Source organism: Ruegeria sp. BB5 (genome assembly GCF_056539405.1).
In genome coordinates, this window is the sequence record NZ_JBQFUX010000001.1 from 875109 (window position 1) to 892236 (window position 17128).

The 17128-nt window shown below is 56.7% G+C and carries 16 protein-coding genes; 8 read left to right on the top strand and 8 right to left on the bottom strand.

Annotated elements, in window-relative coordinates:
- Positions 1-2 precede the first annotated feature (2 nt).
- From ACR0DL_RS04300 to ACR0DL_RS04310, 3 genes are all read left to right on the top strand, one after another.
- Positions 3-1781, top strand: coding sequence for a sensor histidine kinase (locus ACR0DL_RS04300; RefSeq protein ID WP_170348614.1), 1779 nt, complete (start codon positions 3-5; stop codon positions 1779-1781).
- A 13-nt stretch (positions 1782-1794) separates the two neighbouring features.
- The gene (locus tag ACR0DL_RS04305; RefSeq protein WP_170358340.1) at positions 1795-3129 is read left to right on the top strand and encodes a sigma-54-dependent transcriptional regulator; all 1335 of its coding nucleotides are present in this window, start codon (positions 1795-1797) and stop codon (positions 3127-3129) included.
- Positions 3130-3641: 512 nt separating this feature from the next.
- Positions 3642-6494, top strand: coding sequence for an Rne/Rng family ribonuclease (locus ACR0DL_RS04310; protein ID WP_170348616.1), 2853 nt, complete (start codon positions 3642-3644; stop codon positions 6492-6494).
- A 55-nt stretch (positions 6495-6549) separates the two neighbouring features.
- Here the strand turns inward: ACR0DL_RS04310 and ACR0DL_RS04315 are convergent, their stop codons facing one another.
- On the bottom strand, positions 6550-6783 hold the full coding sequence (locus ACR0DL_RS04315; RefSeq protein WP_170348617.1) for a sulfurtransferase TusA family protein: 234 nt from the start codon (positions 6781-6783) through the stop codon (positions 6550-6552).
- A 105-nt stretch (positions 6784-6888) separates the two neighbouring features.
- Between ACR0DL_RS04315 and ACR0DL_RS04320 the strand changes: the two genes are divergently transcribed.
- The 4 genes from ACR0DL_RS04320 (at position 6889) to ACR0DL_RS04335 (ending at position 11212) form a co-directional block, all read left to right on the top strand.
- On the top strand, positions 6889-7641 hold the full coding sequence (locus ACR0DL_RS04320; protein ID WP_170348618.1) for a cytochrome c biogenesis CcdA family protein: 753 nt from the start codon (positions 6889-6891) through the stop codon (positions 7639-7641).
- A 55-nt stretch (positions 7642-7696) separates the two neighbouring features.
- A complete protein-coding gene (locus ACR0DL_RS04325) occupies positions 7697-8911 on the top strand; it encodes a hypothetical protein (RefSeq protein WP_170409741.1) in 1215 nt (404 codons plus the stop codon).
- Positions 8908-10257: a cytochrome P450 gene (locus tag ACR0DL_RS04330; protein ID WP_480687741.1), complete on the top strand. Its 1350-nt coding sequence runs from the start codon at positions 8908-8910 to the stop codon at positions 10255-10257. Before ACR0DL_RS04325 ends, ACR0DL_RS04330 begins: the two co-directional genes overlap by 4 nt.
- Before the next feature lie 73 nt (positions 10258-10330).
- Entirely contained in the window at positions 10331-11212 is an 882-nt protein-coding gene (locus ACR0DL_RS04335) for a fructose bisphosphate aldolase (RefSeq protein ID WP_480687743.1), read from the top strand.
- Between the two features lie 6 nt (positions 11213-11218).
- Here ACR0DL_RS04335 and ACR0DL_RS04340 read toward each other — a convergent pair whose 3' ends face one another.
- The 4 genes from ACR0DL_RS04340 to fumC are packed head-to-tail and all read right to left on the bottom strand — an operon-like array spanning position 11219 to position 13669.
- A complete protein-coding gene (locus ACR0DL_RS04340) occupies positions 11219-11821 on the bottom strand; it encodes a DNA-3-methyladenine glycosylase I (RefSeq protein WP_480687745.1) in 603 nt (200 codons plus the stop codon).
- 59 nt (positions 11822-11880) lie between these two features.
- Positions 11881-12102, bottom strand: coding sequence for a ribbon-helix-helix domain-containing protein (locus ACR0DL_RS04345; RefSeq protein WP_170548736.1), 222 nt, complete (start codon positions 12100-12102; stop codon positions 11881-11883).
- Entirely contained in the window at positions 12099-12275 is a 177-nt protein-coding gene (locus ACR0DL_RS04350; RefSeq protein WP_170358349.1) for a DUF4169 family protein, read from the bottom strand. Before ACR0DL_RS04350 ends, ACR0DL_RS04345 begins: the two co-directional genes overlap by 4 nt.
- A complete protein-coding gene (gene fumC / locus ACR0DL_RS04355; RefSeq protein WP_170393956.1) occupies positions 12275-13669 on the bottom strand; it encodes a class II fumarate hydratase in 1395 nt (464 codons plus the stop codon). The genes ACR0DL_RS04350 and fumC overlap by 1 nt, the downstream gene beginning before the upstream one ends.
- 231 nt (positions 13670-13900) lie before the next feature.
- Here fumC and ACR0DL_RS04360 point away from each other — a divergent pair, with 231 nt between their 5' ends.
- The gene (locus ACR0DL_RS04360; protein ID WP_437436833.1) at positions 13901-14428 is read left to right on the top strand and encodes a PH domain-containing protein; all 528 of its coding nucleotides are present in this window, start codon (positions 13901-13903) and stop codon (positions 14426-14428) included.
- Between the two features lie 12 nt (positions 14429-14440).
- On the opposite strand, the gene ACR0DL_RS04365 is transcribed toward ACR0DL_RS04360, so the two are convergent.
- The 3 genes from ACR0DL_RS04365 to ACR0DL_RS04375 form a co-directional block, all read right to left on the bottom strand.
- On the bottom strand, positions 14441-14899 hold the full coding sequence (locus tag ACR0DL_RS04365; RefSeq protein ID WP_170393958.1) for an SspB family protein: 459 nt from the start codon (positions 14897-14899) through the stop codon (positions 14441-14443).
- A 76-nt stretch (positions 14900-14975) separates the two neighbouring features.
- The gene (chrA, locus tag ACR0DL_RS04370; RefSeq protein ID WP_480687747.1) at positions 14976-16229 is read right to left on the bottom strand and encodes a chromate efflux transporter; all 1254 of its coding nucleotides are present in this window, start codon (positions 16227-16229) and stop codon (positions 14976-14978) included.
- The gene (locus tag ACR0DL_RS04375; protein WP_480687749.1) at positions 16226-17041 is read right to left on the bottom strand and encodes a chromate resistance protein ChrB domain-containing protein; all 816 of its coding nucleotides are present in this window, start codon (positions 17039-17041) and stop codon (positions 16226-16228) included. Before ACR0DL_RS04375 ends, chrA begins: the two co-directional genes overlap by 4 nt.
- Positions 17042-17128: the final 87 nt, after the last annotated feature.

Here is a 17128-nt window from a genome sequence, read left to right on the forward strand (position 1 = left end):
GGATGAGTTCTGATGTACGCTCTGGCTGGTCCATTCTGACAAAACCTTTTCGCGGCGCGCCCCTTGGGTGGCGCCTGAGATTGGCCGTCATTACCCTTCTGGTGGTCGCTGTTGCGACGATCTGGATCACAAACCGGCTGCTGACGGACAGATTTACTGAGTCCACCCGCAACCGCGCCGAGCTGCGTCTAGCCCTGTACTCCGGCAACCTGCTGAGCGAACTACGCAGAAATGCGATTGTGCCGCAGCTGCTTTCGCGGGATCCCACGCTGATCTCGGCGCTTCAATCCAGCGATTATTCTCTGTCGACCCAGCGCCTGATCTCATTTGTAGAAGAAATTGGAGCAGCCTCGCTGATGCTGTTGGATGGGGATGGGCGTTCGGTCGCGTCCACCGATCGCAACCGTTTGGGTGAGGCACACAGGAGTTTGCCTTATTTCATTGATGCTGTACGCTCGAACGCCACGATCTTTACGGTAATCCCGAAGGAATCCGGCGGCTATAGCTTTGTCTATTCGCGTCGTATGGAAGCCAACGCCGAAATCCTTGGCGTCATCGTGGTTGAGGTCGATTTGCACAAATTCGAACTGGCCTGGGCAGGGATTTCGGACGCGGTGATGGTGGCGGATAGTACCGGCACGATCATCTTGTCGACCGAACCACAGTGGCGCGGCGTGCAAGAAGGCGAGGCGATGCTGCGTCAGCCGCCCGAAGGGGCCATCCAGCGCGCAATCCGGGCAACGACCGATTGGACCGCCTTGCCGCCTGATGCCTATCTGCAGGGTGAGGCCGTGATGCGCATGGAGACGCGTATACCATTCCGCGGTTGGCAAATGACGTCATTCACCACCTATGCGTCGATCCGGGAAAAGGTGAACAGCGTTCTGGCGCTCGAAATCATGGGATTCGCGATTCTGCTGGCGCTGGCCTTTTACGCGCTGAGCCGCCGGGCGACCTTGCGGATGGCCTTGTTCCAGCGCGAGTCGGCAGAGCTTCGCGCATTGAACATGCGGCTACAGCGGGAAATTGCTGAACGTGAACGGGTTGAAAAGACACTGGAAGTTGCCGAGCAAACGCTGGCGCAAAGTTCGAAACTTGCGGCCTTGGGTGAGATGTCGGCCGCTGTCAGCCACGAGCTGAATCAACCGCTGGCTGCAATGAAGACCTATCTGGCTGGCGCGCGTCTGTTGCTGCGCAGAAACCGCCCCGAAGAGGCGCTGGCCAGCTTTGGTCGCATCGACGGCTTGATCGAACGGATGGGGGCGATCACCCGACAGCTTAAATCCTATGCGCGCAAGGGCGCGGATGCGTTTTCACCAGTAAATCTTGGCGAAGCGCTGGCTTCCAGCCTGTCAATGATGGAACCTCAGCTGCGGCAGCGACACGTTAAAATAACGCAGATCCTGCCCGAAGAACCCGTTATAGTGATGGGGGACCGGATGCGGATCGAACAAGTGATGGTGAACCTCTTGCGCAATGCGCTGGACGCTACCAAATCTGTATCAGAGCCGGATGTTGAAATCATCCTGGCAGCTGGTGACATGGCGGTGCTGACAGTCCGCGACAATGGTCACGGGATCGAGAATATCGAGAATCTGTTCGAGCCCTTCTACACCACCAAGCAGCCCGGCGATGGGGTCGGGTTGGGGCTTGCCATCTCGTCAGGTATCGTAAACGACCATGGGGGACGGTTGACTGCGCGCAATGGACAGCACGGCGGCGCGGTGTTTGAGATGCAATTGCCGATACTAGGAAGCGACGGCCTGGAGGCCGCTGAATAACAAAGGAATGACTATGGCACAGGCCATGAAAATCGCCATTGTGGACGACGAACAGGACATGCGCCAGTCGATCAGCCAATGGCTGGCACTGTCGGGATATGACACTGAAACGTTCTCGAGCGCCGAGGACGCGCTGAAGGTACTGGGACCGGAATATCCGGGCATTGTGATCTCGGACATCAAGATGCCGGGAATGGATGGCATTCAACTGCTGAAAAAGCTGATGGGGGCTGATAGCACCTTACCGGTCATCATGATCACCGGTCACGGCGATGTTCCGATGGCGGTTGAGGCGATGCGCGTGGGCGCGTTCGACTTTCTTGAAAAGCCTTTCAACCCGGACCGCATGTCAGAACTGGCAAAACGCGCCAGCAATGCACGCCGTCTGACATTGGACAACCGGGCCTTGCGGCGCGAGCTGTCCGGCGGCACTCAGATCATGAACAAGCTGATCGGGGCCAGCCCGGTGATGGAGCGCTTGCGAGAGGATATCCTGGATTTGGGGCAGGCGGACGGCCATGTTCTGATCGACGGTGAGACCGGCACGGGTAAAACCCTGGTTGCGCATGCTCTGCATGCTGTTGGCAGCCGGGCTGGCAAGAAATTCGTTCTGGTTTCGTGCGCAGCGTTGGAAGAAGAGGCGCTGTCGAAACGTCTGTTCGGTCCGATGATGCCCGAAGACGCGCAACTGCCCGCGATTGAAGAGGCGCGCGGCGGGACGTTGGTGCTGGAAGATGTCGAAGCCCTCAGTGACACGCTTCAGGCTCGACTGCTGAGCGTCATGAATGATCAGGGTACACCGGCCGAGACCAGGATCGTGGCAATTTCGAACCTGCAAGAGGCAGGTAAGACAAGCGAAGATGTCCTGCGTCCAGACCTGTTTTATCGCTTGGCGGCGTTGCGGATCACCATGCCGCCCTTGCGCCAGCGCGGCGAAGATATCCTGACGCTGTTCACCCGTCTGAGTGAGCAATTTGCCGAAGAGTATGGCTGCGATGCGCCGCAAGTCAGTGCGCAGGAGGCCGCGCAGTTGCTGCAGGCTCCGTGGCCGGGCAATGTGCGTCAGCTGATCAACATTGCCGAACGCGCCGTGCTGCAATCTCGCCGGGGTTCCGGGACGATTGCCTCGTTGCTGATGTCGGATCACGAAGAAATGCAGCCGGTTATGACGACTGAGGGCAAGCCGCTGAAGGAATATGTCGAGGCGTTCGAACGGATGCTGATCGACAACACTATGCGCCGTCACAAGGGCTCGATTGCGTCCGTGATGGAAGAGCTATGCCTGCCGCGACGGACGCTCAACGAGAAAATGGCCAAATACAGCCTGCAGCGTTCGGATTACCTGTAAACACCAGGGAGGGGGCCAGCCCCCTCTCTTGGCCTTTTGGGCCAATTCACACTCCCAAGTATTTTTGGCCAGATGAAGCGATCCTGGCCCGTGTTCAGAGTGAACCGTGCAGTTTGCCCATTGTCTTTTCCACAGGACTACCTTTATGGTGGCGGAACGGGCCGGGCCTTTTTGCGCTCTTAAACCCCAAGCTTTGAGTTTCGCTGCTCTGCCGCGGATGGTGATGATCCCCACGAGGCAAAGCAGACCGATTATGCCCTTTACCGGGCAGTTGAACGCCTGAGCCCGCCTGAGCGGGCGAAAGGAAAAAATGGGCAGGACGCGGCATTCCGCGCCTGTCGGAGAAGAACCGCGATGACGCGCGCGCAACGATCGAGAGTACGGGCAGGGGGCCACAGCGCCAGACCCTGCCGCGCGCCGTCCAATATCGCCCTGACAAGACACCACCCCAAAAGCGCCTGTCCTCCCGGACGGGCCAGGACAACGCGTTTGGCGCGGTGCACCAAGGACAAATGGCTAAGAAAATGCTTATCGATGCCACCCACGCGGAGGAAACCCGCGTTGTGGTGGTCGACGGAAACAAGGTCGAGGAGTTCGATTTTGAGTCCGAAAACAAACGTCAGCTTGCTGGCAATATCTATCTAGCAAAAGTTACGCGAGTAGAACCGTCCCTTCAGGCGGCCTTTGTGGATTACGGCGGGAACCGGCATGGGTTCCTCGCGTTCTCGGAAATCCACCCGGATTACTATCAGATTCCGGTCGCCGACCGCGAAGCGCTGATGGAAGAAGAGCGCGCCTATGCCGAGGCGATGAAGGCGCGGGACGAGGCGGAAGAAGCCAAGCCTAAAAAGCGCCGGTCCCGGTCGCGGACCAAGGCGGCGGATGTGAAATCTGACGACGCAGTCGAATCCATCGAGGTTTCGTCTGAGCCAACAGGCATGGAAACGATTGATCTGGATGAGGGCGAAGAAGGGGCTGATCTGTCTGTTCCAGAAGGCACCTCTCCAATGGATCATGTCGCTGAGACGCCGGTTGAGGAACCCAGCGATGACGCAGAAGCCTCGGATGAAGTTGAGGCACCTGCCGCTGAGGCAGAAGAGCCTGCGACCGCGGAGGAGCCTGCTGCCGAGGCTGAGGAAGCCGCCACGGAAGAGGAATCTGTGGAGCCTGTAGAAGAAACTGCAGACGTAAAGGCGAAAGATGCCTCTCCCGAAGGGGAAGCTGAAGCCGAAAGCGCTGCGGACGACAACGCAGACGACGCGCCTGCTGCGGAAGCCACCAAAACCGACGCCGAAGACGAAGACGAGGCCGAAGAAAAACCTCGTTCAGATGCATCGGCTAAAGATGACAGCATTGAGTCAGTTGCTGATGAGGACGACAGCGAGGACATCCGTCCGCCGCGCAAGCCGCGTCCGCGCCGGTACAAGATTCAAGAAGTGATCAAGGTACGCCAGGTTCTGCTGGTACAAGTCGTCAAGGAAGAGCGCGGCAACAAGGGTGCCGCGTTGACCACATACCTGTCGCTGGCGGGTCGCTATTGCGTTCTGATGCCCAACACCGCGCGTGGCGGTGGCATCAGCCGCAAGATCACCAATGCCCCGGATCGTAAGAAACTAAAGGAAATCGCGGCTGAAATTGACGTGCCGACTGGTGCGGGCCTGATCATTCGGACTGCGGGGGCCAAGCGCACCAAGTCCGAAATCAAACGCGACTATGAGTATCTGCAGCGCATGTGGGAGCAGATCCGCGAGCTGACGCTGAAGTCCATCGCGCCCGCCAAGATTTATGAAGAGGGCGACCTGATCAAACGGTCGATCCGCGATCTCTATAATCGTGAGATTGATGAGGTTCTGGTCGAGGGTGAAGGCGGTTACCGCATCGCCAAGGACTTTATGAAAATGATCATGCCGTCCCACGCGAAGAACGTGAAACGGTATGAAGACGCCCTGCCGCTGTTCGCACGCTATCAGGTCGAAAGCTATCTGACCGGCATGTTCAATCCGACGGTACAGTTGAAATCCGGCGGTTATATCGTGATCGGCGTGACCGAAGCGCTGGTGGCGATTGACGTGAACTCGGGCCGGGCAACCAAGGAAGGCTCGATCGAGGAAACCGCGCTTAAGACCAATCTTGAGGCCGCTGAAGAAGTGGCGCGGCAACTTCGGTTGCGCGATCTTGCTGGTCTGATTGTCATCGACTTTATCGACATGGACGAGCGTAAGAACAACTCGGCCGTTGAAAAGCGTCTGAAAGACAAGCTCAAGACAGACCGCGCGCGTATTCAGGTGGGTCGGATATCCGGCTTTGGCCTGATGGAGATGAGCCGACAGCGTCTGCGCCCTGGCATGCTGGAGGCGACAACACAGCCGTGCCCATCCTGTCATGGCACCGGGTTGATCCGGTCGGATGACAACATGGCGCTGACCATCCTGCGTCAGATCGAAGAGGAGGGCACTCGCCGCCGCTCGCGCGAGGTTCTGGTGCGTTGCCCGGTCAGTATCTCTAACTTCCTGATGAACCAAAAGCGGGAACATATTGCGCAGATCGAAGCACGTTATGGCTTGTCAGTTCGCATCGAAGGCGACGTGCATCTGGTCAGTCCCGATTTCTCGATGGAGAAGTTTAAGACCGCCAGCCGTATCGTGCCCGAGGCGACAGCGCCGGTTGTATCCGTGGACGCAACGCTGATGGATCTGGTGGATGCGGACGAGGACGAAGCCGTCGAAGAAGAAACGGCGGTTCAGGCCGAAGAAGAGACTAAGCCCAAGCGCAAACGTCGCCGCCGTCGTCGTAAGAAAAGCAACGGCTCGGGGGATACACCTGAAACTGGTGCAGAGGACGGTGAGACCGCAGCCGAAGCTACGGATGAAGCATCTGCTGAGGCTCAACCCGAAGAACCTGCTGCGGAAGAAAAGGCTGAAAAACCGAAGCGCCGCCGTGCGCCGCGCCGTCGTAAGAAGGACGCGGAAACGGTTGAAGCAACCGACGAAACACCCGCTGATAAAGCTGAGGAAGCAGTCGCTAAGCAGGCCGAGGAAACCACTGCAGAAGAACCTGCGCCGGAACAAGCCGTTGAACAGCCCGAAGCTGCTGAGGTGGTGACCGAACCGGTTTCAGCGGAACCCGATGCGCCGACAGCGAATGAGGTAACCGAGACAGAAGTGATTACCGAAGTAGCTGTCGAAGCTGAAGAAGCTGTGGAAGAGGTTGCCGAGACTGTCCAGACCGCTGAAGTCGAAGTAGCGCTGGAAGAGCCGGTTGCAGAAACGCCTGAGCCTGTTCTGGAAGTTGTGGCCGAAGAGCCTGAGCAACCCAGCGAACCGCCCAAGCCGAAACGGCGCGGGTGGTGGTCCTTGGGGCAATAAATAAGAAAGGCGGGCTTTGAGCCCGCCTTTTTCTTGAACCAGACGTGTTTCCACCTCAGCCTGATTTTTGTATCAGGTAGATCTGATGTCCGTCCGCATCCTCTTGTGACACCAGCTGGTGCCCACTTTCGGTGCAGAAATGCGGAACATCGATGATGGCGGCAGGATCATCGGCCAACACGCGCAAAATTGCCCCCGAGGGCATAGATTTAAGGCGTTTTCTGGCTTTCAGGACGGGCAAAGGGCACAAAAGACCCAGCGCATCCAATGTTTCAGTGGGGCTAGACATAATGTGCAGATATTTCCAAGTTGACGCAGTGTCCAGCGTCCAAGCACGGGGATGTGACCGAATGGCCCCGTGACGTGGCGGGGTTGATACCATATGTGCTGATTTATGTTCGGAATTGATATCATAGACGCGGGCCTGCTGCCCGCCATGTTCATCGCGATGCTGGGCGGGCTGATCAGCTTCTTGTCGCCTTGCGTTCTGCCCATAGTGCCACCTTATCTGGCGTATATGAGTGGTGTGACCATCAACGAGATGCAGGATGAGGCGCGTGCGCGGCGTAAGGCGACGATGTCGGCGCTGTTCTTTGTGCTGGGTTTGTCCACGGTGTTCTTGCTATTGGGGTTCACAGCATCGGCCTTTGGGGTATTCGTGCTGCAGAACCAGGTGCTTTTCGCCAAACTCTCCGGTGCAGTGGTGATTGTCTTTGGTCTGCATTTCCTGAATGTTTTCCGCATTCCTTTCCTTGATCGTGAGGCGCGGATCGAAACCGGAGATTCCGGCGGCTCGGTCTTTGGTGCCTATATCCTGGGTCTGGCCTTTGCGTTCGGCTGGACTCCGTGCATCGGACCACAACTGGGTGCGATCCTGTCGCTGGCGGCGTCCGAGTCCTCGGTGGCGCGGGGTACGTTGTTGCTGGGTGTTTATGCGGCAGGTCTGGGTATTCCGTTCCTACTGGCCGCGATGTTCCTGAACCGGTCGATGTCAGTGATGAACCGGATCAAGCCTTACATGGGAACGATTGAAAAGGTCATGGGGGGTCTGCTGCTGTTCGTCGGCATCATGCTGATCACTGGCCTATTCACCGAGTTCAGCTGGTGGCTGCTGGAAACCTTCCCCGCACTCGCCAATTTCGGATGATCTGACTTACCTTGGCGGCAAGGCTGCGTTAACCTGCGCCGCAGAAGGTAAGGCCATGAGCAGTCACACAAATCAGTCTCAGGTAAGACGGCGTCGGGTTTTCTACATACCCGGCTACGATCCGATTCACCCTCGGCGATACCGAGAGCTGTACCGAAAAGAAGGTCGGGCGCAGGCAGAAATCTCAGGCTACAAGATCTCACTGGCGCCCAAATCAGGTGACGGTCCGTACGGCTGGCATGTCCGCTCGCACCAGGATGGCGTCGACGTCGAGGCAGAAATCGAGGTCTTGGTCTGGTCGGACATCGTGCGCGACAGTATGTCGAATTCGATCCCCGCGGCCTACTTGCAGCTTGTGCGCACGGCCTGGATTTACATTGGGTCAGGGGCAATGTGGTGCCTTATGCGCTTGCGCAAAGGGCCAGTGATTGCAGCGTTGTATCCTGTCGGCATGCTGATTGCGCAATTGGCCCTGTCGCTAGGCGTGCTGTGGATATTTGCGGCGTTGCTATGGCCTGTTGCTGGGTGGGTGGCCATGGTGCCGGCAATAGCGACCGCTTATGCTTTGCTGCTCTGGTTTCGCAAGATCGATAATCGCTTGTTTGCGTATTACCTGATGCACGACTATGCCTATTCGGCTGCGTTGAATGGCACCACCCCAGCCGAGTTACGGTCACGTCTGGCCGAATTTACCAAACATATTCAACGCGCACTTGAGACGGATGTGGATGAGGTTCTGGTCGTTGGCCATTCATCGGGGGCGCATCTGGGTGTGATGGTACTGGCTGATCTGATCCGTTCGCAAAACCTTCCCAGTGACGGCCCGATCCTGTCCTTTCTAAGCCTTGGGCAGGTGGTGCCTATGGTCTCATTCCTGCCGGACGCCAGGGATTTGCGCACCGATCTGCAATTTCTGTCGACCCGAAGTGAACTCACCTGGGTTGACGTGTCCGCCCCGGGGGATGGGTGTGCCTTTGCTCTATGTGACCCAGTGGGCGTCAGTGGCGTTGCCCCCGATCAAAAACGTTGGCCGCTGGTGCTGTCGGCGGCCTTTACACAGACTCTGTCGCCAGAACGCTGGCACGAGCTGCGCTGGCGGTTTTTCCGGCTACATTTTCAGTATCTCTGCGCGTTTGATCGCCCCGGCGATTATGACTATTTCCGCGTTACCGCAGGGCCGCTTTCTTTGGCGCAAAGGTTCCAAGGCCGTGATCCGTCAAAATCGCGTATCGACCAGCCGGTTTCGAAATACAGATCGGTTCTTCCGTGAAGCCGCCCAAACCAACATCCCGCCCGGATAAGGTCTCTTTGTGGCGCTATCTGAAACTGTTTCGCAAGGACCTGTTATCGGCCCAGCCACAGCGCCTGTACCGGGCCTGGATGGCCGAGTTCCGAACGCCGTTCTTTCGGTCCTACATGATCAACCAGCCCGAGCTTGTAGAAACCGTCCTTAAGCAGCGCCCCGACGATTTCCCGAAATCTGGTCGCATAAGCGAGGGGTTGCGCCCGCTATTGGGTGACTCGGTCTTTCTGACCAATGGTGAGACCTGGAAACGGCAGCGCCGCATCATCGACCCGGCCTTTGAAGGCGGGCGGTTGAAAGACACGTTCCCAGCCATGCTGGGAGCCGCGCAAGCCTGTGTCACGCGGTTGAAAGGGCAAGCGGGGCAGGTGATTGAATGCGAGGAGGTTACCAGCCACGCCGCAGCGGACGTGATTTTCCGAACGCTGTTTTCAGTTCCGATTGAACATGAAGTAGCCGCGCAGGTGTTCGAAAAGTTCCGAGCCTATCAGCGGCAACAGCCATTGTTGAACCTGGCGGCCTTTATTCCGGTACCGAAGTGGGTGCCGCGGTTGCATGCGCGCAATACACGCAGAAACGCGCAGGATATCCGGGCTTTGATTTCGCGTCTAATAGCAGAGCGTGCCGATCTGATCGCCACGGGTCAAGCGCCGGACGACTTGGCAACCAAGATCATGACCACACCTGATCCGAAAACCGGTCATTGTTTCGACACGCAGGAGATGGTGGATCAGGTCGCCATCTTTTTCCTAGCTGGGCATGAAACCAGTGCATCAGCGCTGGCCTGGACGCTGTATTTGATGGCGCTTTACCCCGAATGGCAGGAAAAACTAAGCGCTGAGGCGGATATTCTGAATGATCCCAGCTTTAGCGCAGTGTCCAGATTGAAGCTCAGCCGCGATGTATTTCGCGAGGCGCTGCGCCTGTACCCTCCGGTACCGATGATGGTGCGCGAGGCGACGTGCCCTGAACAATTCCGGGGGCGGGACATTCCCAAGGGCGCGCAGATCGTTATCAGCCCCTGGCACCTGCATCGGCAAGAGCGTTTGTGGGATCGACCCGATGATTTCGATCCTACTCGATGGTCTACCGAAAACGGTAAAACCTGCCAGCGCTACGCATATATCCCGTTTTCCGCCGGTCCCCGCGTGTGTACTGGGGCCGGGTTCGCCATGGTCGAAGGGCCATTGCTGTTGTCGATGTTGTTGCGAAATTTCCGGTTCGAACTGGTTGAAGATCGCACACCAGTGCCAGTGGCGCATCTGACGGTACGGTCCAAAGATGGCATCTGGCTGCGCGTGGTTGAGCGCTAACACGCTACCATCGCCCGCCGCCTTGCTGTATGCGAGTGCAAAATGCGGAATCATTGTTAAACGGGAAAGTCTTATGTCCAAAGCAGAACAGCGCGAGCAGATGTCCAACGGCGCGGGTTTCATTGCGGCCCTGGATCAAAGCGGCGGGTCGACGCCCAAGGCGCTGGCTCTTTATGGGGTTGAGGCCTCGGACTATAGCTCGGACGAGGAAATGTTCGGTGAAATCCAGAAAATGCGCGCACGCATTATTCTGGCTGACGACTTTACCAAGGACAAAGTGATCGGCGCGATCCTGTTCGAACGCACGCTGGGCGAGGAAATCGATGGCCGCAAAGTCGCCGATTACCTGTGGTCGCAGAAAGGTATCGTGCCGTTCCTGAAGATCGACAAGGGTCTGGAAGATCAGGCCAACGGTGTACAGATGATGAAACCGATTCCTGGCCTGGCGGAAACACTGGCCAAGGCGGATGGCGTGTTTGGCACCAAGGAACGCTCGGTTATCCACGAGGCCAACGCGGAAGGCATTGCAGCCGTGGTTGCACAGCAATTCGATGTCGCACGCGAGGTTGTTGCCGCAGGTATGGTTCCAATCGTCGAACCCGAAGTAAACATCAACTCTGCCTCCAAGGCCGAGGCCGAGGATATTCTGAAGACCGAAATCCTGAAGAACCTCGATCAACTGGACGAGGGGCAGGACATCATGCTGAAGCTGACGCTGCCCACCAAAGCTAACTTGTTTGACGAAGTAGCGGACCACCCTCGTGTTGTCCGCGTAGTGGCCTTGTCTGGTGGTTATTCGACCGAGCAAGCCTGTGATCTGCTGAACCAGAACGGCAAGATGATTGCGTCGTTTTCGCGCGCGTTGACCGAAGGGCTGTCCAAACAGCAATCAGACGCCGAGTTCAATACGGCTCTGGGCGGCAATATCGACAAGATCTTCCGCGCCTCAGTCTAAGAGGCGCTATTCCGGCTTGATGAATTCGCGGCGCATCTGCGCCGCTTTTTCACGCATGGAACAGCCGATTGCGTGGTCGTTGACCAACCCCATGGCCTGCATGAAAGCAAATACCGTGGTTGGCCCAACAAACTTCCAACCGCGTTTTTTCAAATCCTTCGACATTGCAATGGACTCGGCCGAGGTTGACGCAGTTTGCGGCGCAGGCGGGTTGTCGGCCTCGTATCGCCATACATAAGCAGCCAGAGAACCCTCGGCCACGATAAGGTCCTGCGCGCAGCGGGCATTGTTGATCACGGCCTCGATCTTGCCGCGATGACGTATGATGCCTTCGTTCTGTAAGAGACGCTCGATGTCTGCATTAGTAAATGCAGCTACAGCGTTAAAATCGAATTGATTAAACGCTTTGCGAAAATTCTCGCGCTTGTTCAGTATTGTTCGCCAACTAAGTCCGGACTGAAAGCTTTCAAGGCACAGCTTTTCGAACAATCGCTGATCGTCCGCGACCGGATAGCCCCATTCTTGATCGTGATACTCAAAGAACTCAGGGGCGGCTTGGCACCAAGCGCAGCGCGGTTGTCCATCGGGTCCGGTTACAGTCTTGCTCATATGATGTACCCCTTTTGTTCCGGATCAGGGTACATGCAAAGGAAACAGGGTGACAAGCATCAATCGCGGGTGCGGTACCAATTCAGAACATAGACGCGAATGGCCGACGCCAGGCCAATCTCAGGGTCACGTTCGACGTCAATCTCAGCCGCCAACGCATTTATTGCCATTTCTTTTTCTTTCGAAATGTCGCGAAAGGCTTGCCAGAATTCATCCTCAAGGGACACCGAAGTGCGATGACCTTTCAAAGTCAGTGAGCGTTTGACCGGGCGACCGCTCATTCATCCAACTCGTGATTGTCCATGTCGCGGCGCTGTTTGTCTTGCTCGAACTTGGCCTCGACCTTTTCGACCTTGTTGCGCCCGAATTTGACAGCGTTCTGGTCGGCGCGGGCCTTTTTCTCGGCCCGAGCCTTTGCTTTTCTGTACCGGTTCAGATTGACCGGCTTACCCATCAGTCTTTCGGGCCGATCATATGTTCGGGGCGGACAACGGCGTCAAAGGTCTCTTCATCCACAAAGCCCAATGCGATGGCCTCTTCCTTGAGGGTGGTGCCGTTTTTGTGTGCGGTTTTGGCAACCTTTGTGGCGTTGTCATAGCCAATCGTCGGGGCCAGAGCGGTCACCAGCATCAGCGATTCCTTCATCAGCTTGTCGATGCGCGGCTCGTTAGCCTTGATGCCCAGCAGCATCCGCTCGGTAAAGCTGTCGGTTGCGTCGCCCAGCAGTTGAATCGATTGCAGCAGGTTGTAGGACATCATCGGGTTATAGACGTTCAGCTGGAAGTGACCTTGCGAACCGGCAAACTTCATCGCTGCGTCATTGCCCATGACATGCGCGGCCACTTGGGTCAGCGCCTCGGCCTGTGTTGGGTTCACCTTACCCGGCATGATTGACGAACCAGGTTCGTTTTCCGGCAAGATCAACTCACCCAGACCAGAACGTGGGCCGGAACCCAGCAGACGGATGTCGTTGGCGATTTTGTAGCAAGAACCCGCGATGGTCGCCAAAGCGCCCGAAAGGAACACCATGGCGTCATGGGCGGCCAGTGCCTCGAACTTGTTCGGTGCGGTGATGAAGGGCAGGCCGGTGATGTCTGCCATGTTCTTGGCCACGGCCTCATCCCAGCCGTTATGGGTGTTCAAGCCAGTACCAACAGCCGTACCACCTTGCGCCAGTTCATAAATTCCGGGCATCGACGCATGGACACGGGCGATACCCTGACGGATCTGGTGTGCATAACCGCCAAATTCCTGTTCCAGCGTCAGTGGCGTCGCGTCCTGAGTGTGGGTCCGGCCGATTTTGATGATGCCTGCAAATTCTTTTGCTTTGGCTTCCAGGGCTGATGCGAATTTTTCAAGACCCGGCAACAGCACATCGCGCACGCTCATCGCGGTAGCGATATGCATGGCGGTGGGGAAGGTGTCGTTCGACGATTGACCCATGTTGCAGTGGTCGTTGGGGTGAACAGGCTCTTTCGAACCAATAACGCCGCCCAGGATTTCGATCGCGCGGTTGGCGATCACCTCGTTCGAGTTCATGTTCGACTGCGTACCCGAACCGGTCTGCCAGACGACCAGAGGGAAATTGTCATCAAACTTGCCTTCGATCACTTCGCCAGCGGCTTGAATGATGGCATCTGCGATCTTTGCATCCAGCTTACCAATGGCTTTGTTTTCCATCGCACAGGCTTTTTTGATCACGCCCAGCGCGCGCACGATGGCAACGGGTTGCCTTTCCCAACCGATCGGGAAGTTCATGATTGATCGCTGCGTTTGGGCACCCCAATACTTGTCAGAAGGAACCTCCAACGGGCCAAAGCTGTCGGATTCGGTGCGGGTCTGAGACATCTATCACTCCGTAGTGTATACGTTCGTATGCCATTTACCCGCAACATAGTTGCAGAGCAATCGGCCAGTTGCGCGCACCATAAACTTAAGGGTGCCAGAGGTATAGGTGGAAGGGACGGTGAAATTTCTTGTGAATCGCATTGTGCGTGCATACGTGTCCGCTACAATAATAGGATCACCATATTGGAGGCTCCGGTGGGCAAATTGGTTCAGACTTATTTCTTGAAATATATAGTCTTTTCGCTGTGCTTCCTGTTTTTGATCGCATTATCTGGCGTTCCTGTCCAAGCGGCGGATATTTCGCCTTTTGTCGGCGACTATGTTGGATCTGCAAGTGTTGTCGATGATGACGGTACCGAAACGCCACGCGACATGAGCGTGTCGATTCACGAGATGAAGAACGGTTTTAACATCAGTTGGACCACAACGACCTACAAGGCGGATGGCCGCATCAAGGAACAGAAATTCTCGATTGATTTCAAACAGTCCGACCGGGCAGATGTATTTTCGGCTGCGATGAAACGCAATGTGTTTGGACACGAAGTACCGCTTGACCCGATGCAAGGCGAACCTTTTGTCTGGGGCCGGATCCAAGGTGATACTCTAACCGTATTTTCGCTGTTTATCGGCGAAACCGGCGACTATGAATTGCAGCAATACGACCGTACATTGGCTGAGGGTGGTCTGGACCTGTCGTTTTCGCGGTTCCGCAATGGGGAAAAGTCCCGTTCGGTCGAGACTTTTCTTAAAAAACAATAGTCTATTGAGCAATTATTTACGGAAACTGTCCAGCGAGACGACCTCGGCGTCTTGTTGATCTGCCCCTTCCTCAACCTCGATTGATTCCTCGACGATGGGGTCGGCTTCTTCCTCATCATCGGGGCTTTCAAACCGCAAGCCGAATTCGACGGATGGGTCGACGAAGGTTTTGATCGCCGCATAAGGGATGTATAGCGGTTCCGGTGCGTCTCCAAAGTTCAGCGTGATGGCAAAGCCTTCGTCGCCGACCTCTAGATTTTCGAACCAGTGCTGCATGACGATTGTCATCTCTTCGGGGTACCGCTCGCGCAGCCAATCCGCCAGCTGAACGCCATCCTGACGCGTATCAAAGGTGATAAAGAAATGATGCGTCCCAGGTAGGCCATTATCGGCAACGCTGTTTAGAACGGATTTGATGAGCCCGCGCATCGCGGTGTGCATCAAGTTTCCATAATCGATGTCTTGCGACATGTGTCATCCTCAAAAGTGGTTACCCTCAGCATAGGGGATTTCGACGGAAACGAAAGACCGGGTATGCGAGGATTGTTCAAAGGAAGTGAATTCCCGTTCCAATCATGGCCATGATGGCCAGAGTTGTTGCCATCCCAAATTTAAACTTAAAAATCAATAGCCCAGCCAATAGTGTCAGGATCAGAGCGGCAGGATCCAGGGCGGCTGGATCGGGCCTGGGGATGGTCACCGGACCCCAGGACTGTTGGGGAAAAGTCTGAAACAGAACGTTCAGGCTGAACCACACTGACAGGTTAAGAATCACACCTACCACAGCGGCAGTAATCCCGTGCAGCGCGGCGGACAACCTTGGACGGGTCGCCAATTGGTCCAGATAGGGGGCGGCCAAAAATATCCAAAGAAAACACGGTACAAATGTGGCCCAAAGGGCAACCGCTCCAGCCGCAATCGCAAGCGGCGCCCCGCCGTTGATTTGACCGGTCAACATGGCGACAAACTGTGTCACCAGAATCAACGGCCCCGGAGTCGTTTCGGCCAGACCCAGCGCGTCGATCATCTGATCTGTGCTGACCCATTGATATTTTTCAACCACGGTCTGGGTCATATAGGCCAGAACGGCATAGGCCCCGCCAAACGTGACAACGGCAAGGCGAGCAAAAAACCAGCCCAGATCGCTCAACAGTTTTTGTCCCGCCAAGGTCAATGCCAACAGTGGCCCCAGCCACAGAACCAGCCAAATTGCGGCGGTGCCGAGCATTCCTTTGACCTTTGGGGCAGGGGGTGCATCTGCGGTGGTGACCTCGCCGTTAAACGTGACATAGCCCCAGATAGCTGCCGCCAGAATGATCAGCGGAAAGGGAAGGTTCAGCGCGAAAATCGCAAGAAAACCCAACCCAGCGATCGCACGGTGTTGCGTATCGGTCAGCGCTTTGCGCGACAGGCTCCTAAGGGCCTGAAGAACGATGACAATCACAGTCGCTTTCACACCCAAAAAACCAGCCTGCACCACTGGCAGGTCGCCAAACGCAGCATAAAGCCCCACGAGAATGGCGATGACAAACGCACCCGGTAGTACGAAAAGGGCACCTGCGATCAACCCGCCGGTCACACCACGCAGACGCCAACCGGCATAAGTGGCCAGTTGCATGGCCTCGGGGCCGGGCAGAAGCATGCACAGGGACAAGGCGCGCAGATAAGCCTGTTCGTCCAGCCACGGGCGTCTCTCGACCAGTTCCTGGTGCATCAGTGAGATTTGCGCGGCCGGCCCTCCGAACGACAGCAACCCGATGCGGCCAAACACCCGGACAAGGTCTGAAAGGGATGGCGTCATGATTTGCGATCCGTTGGCCAGTCGTGCCCCTCGTCAAACCCGTCCCGCGCCCAGCGGTACAGTGCGTCATACAAGTGCAGCCCTGCCTCGAGGTTTTGGTGATCGTCGCGGTACTGGCGTGACAAGCCGACAGAGATTGCCAATAGCCCGGCGGCTTCGGGGGCGAGATCATGGCGATTGGTGTCGGCGGCCCGAACGACCGTGGCTAATCGGTCAAGCGCCGGCATGCGCAGCTGAAACTCGTCCAGCATGGTGTCAAAGGTGCAGCGATCCTGTCTGTGGGACCAAAACGTATCCTCTATATCGAACGGCGTTGCGTCAAAGGCCTCGGCGGTGGCTTGCACCTCGGACGGTGCCACGAATAGAAACTGCGCGCCCGGGTCGACAAAGCGGCGGATCAGCCAGGGGCATGCGATCCGGTCGATTTTGGGTCGGTGACGCGTGACCCAGACGGATCGACCACCCTCGTGCCATGGTACGGCCGAGGCTGGAACCCGCGGCGCGTCGGGCATTTCCTGCCAGCCAAACATACCACCTTCCAGGAATTCCGCCACACAACCTTTGCTGCGCAGCCAAGAGACAACCCCTTGGCTGAGCTTTTTGCCCTTTTGGCAAATGATGACAGCCGCACGGTCGCCAATCCTTTCGGCGATCCCGTCGATATCTTTGGCGGGATGACGCAGTGAGCCGGGGATTAGATAGGGGTCAGCTGTGAAATCCTCATCCAGACATATGTCGACCAAAACAGGAGCCTGTGGCGTTCCGATTAGGCGCATCAGCTGTTTCGGGGTGATTGAATTGGGCGCAGGCATGGCATGTCTCCTGTTTTGGGCGGATACATGCGAAACTTGGGCTGGCGCCTCACGGGGCGTTCGCAATCTTACCCCATGATCTTTGCT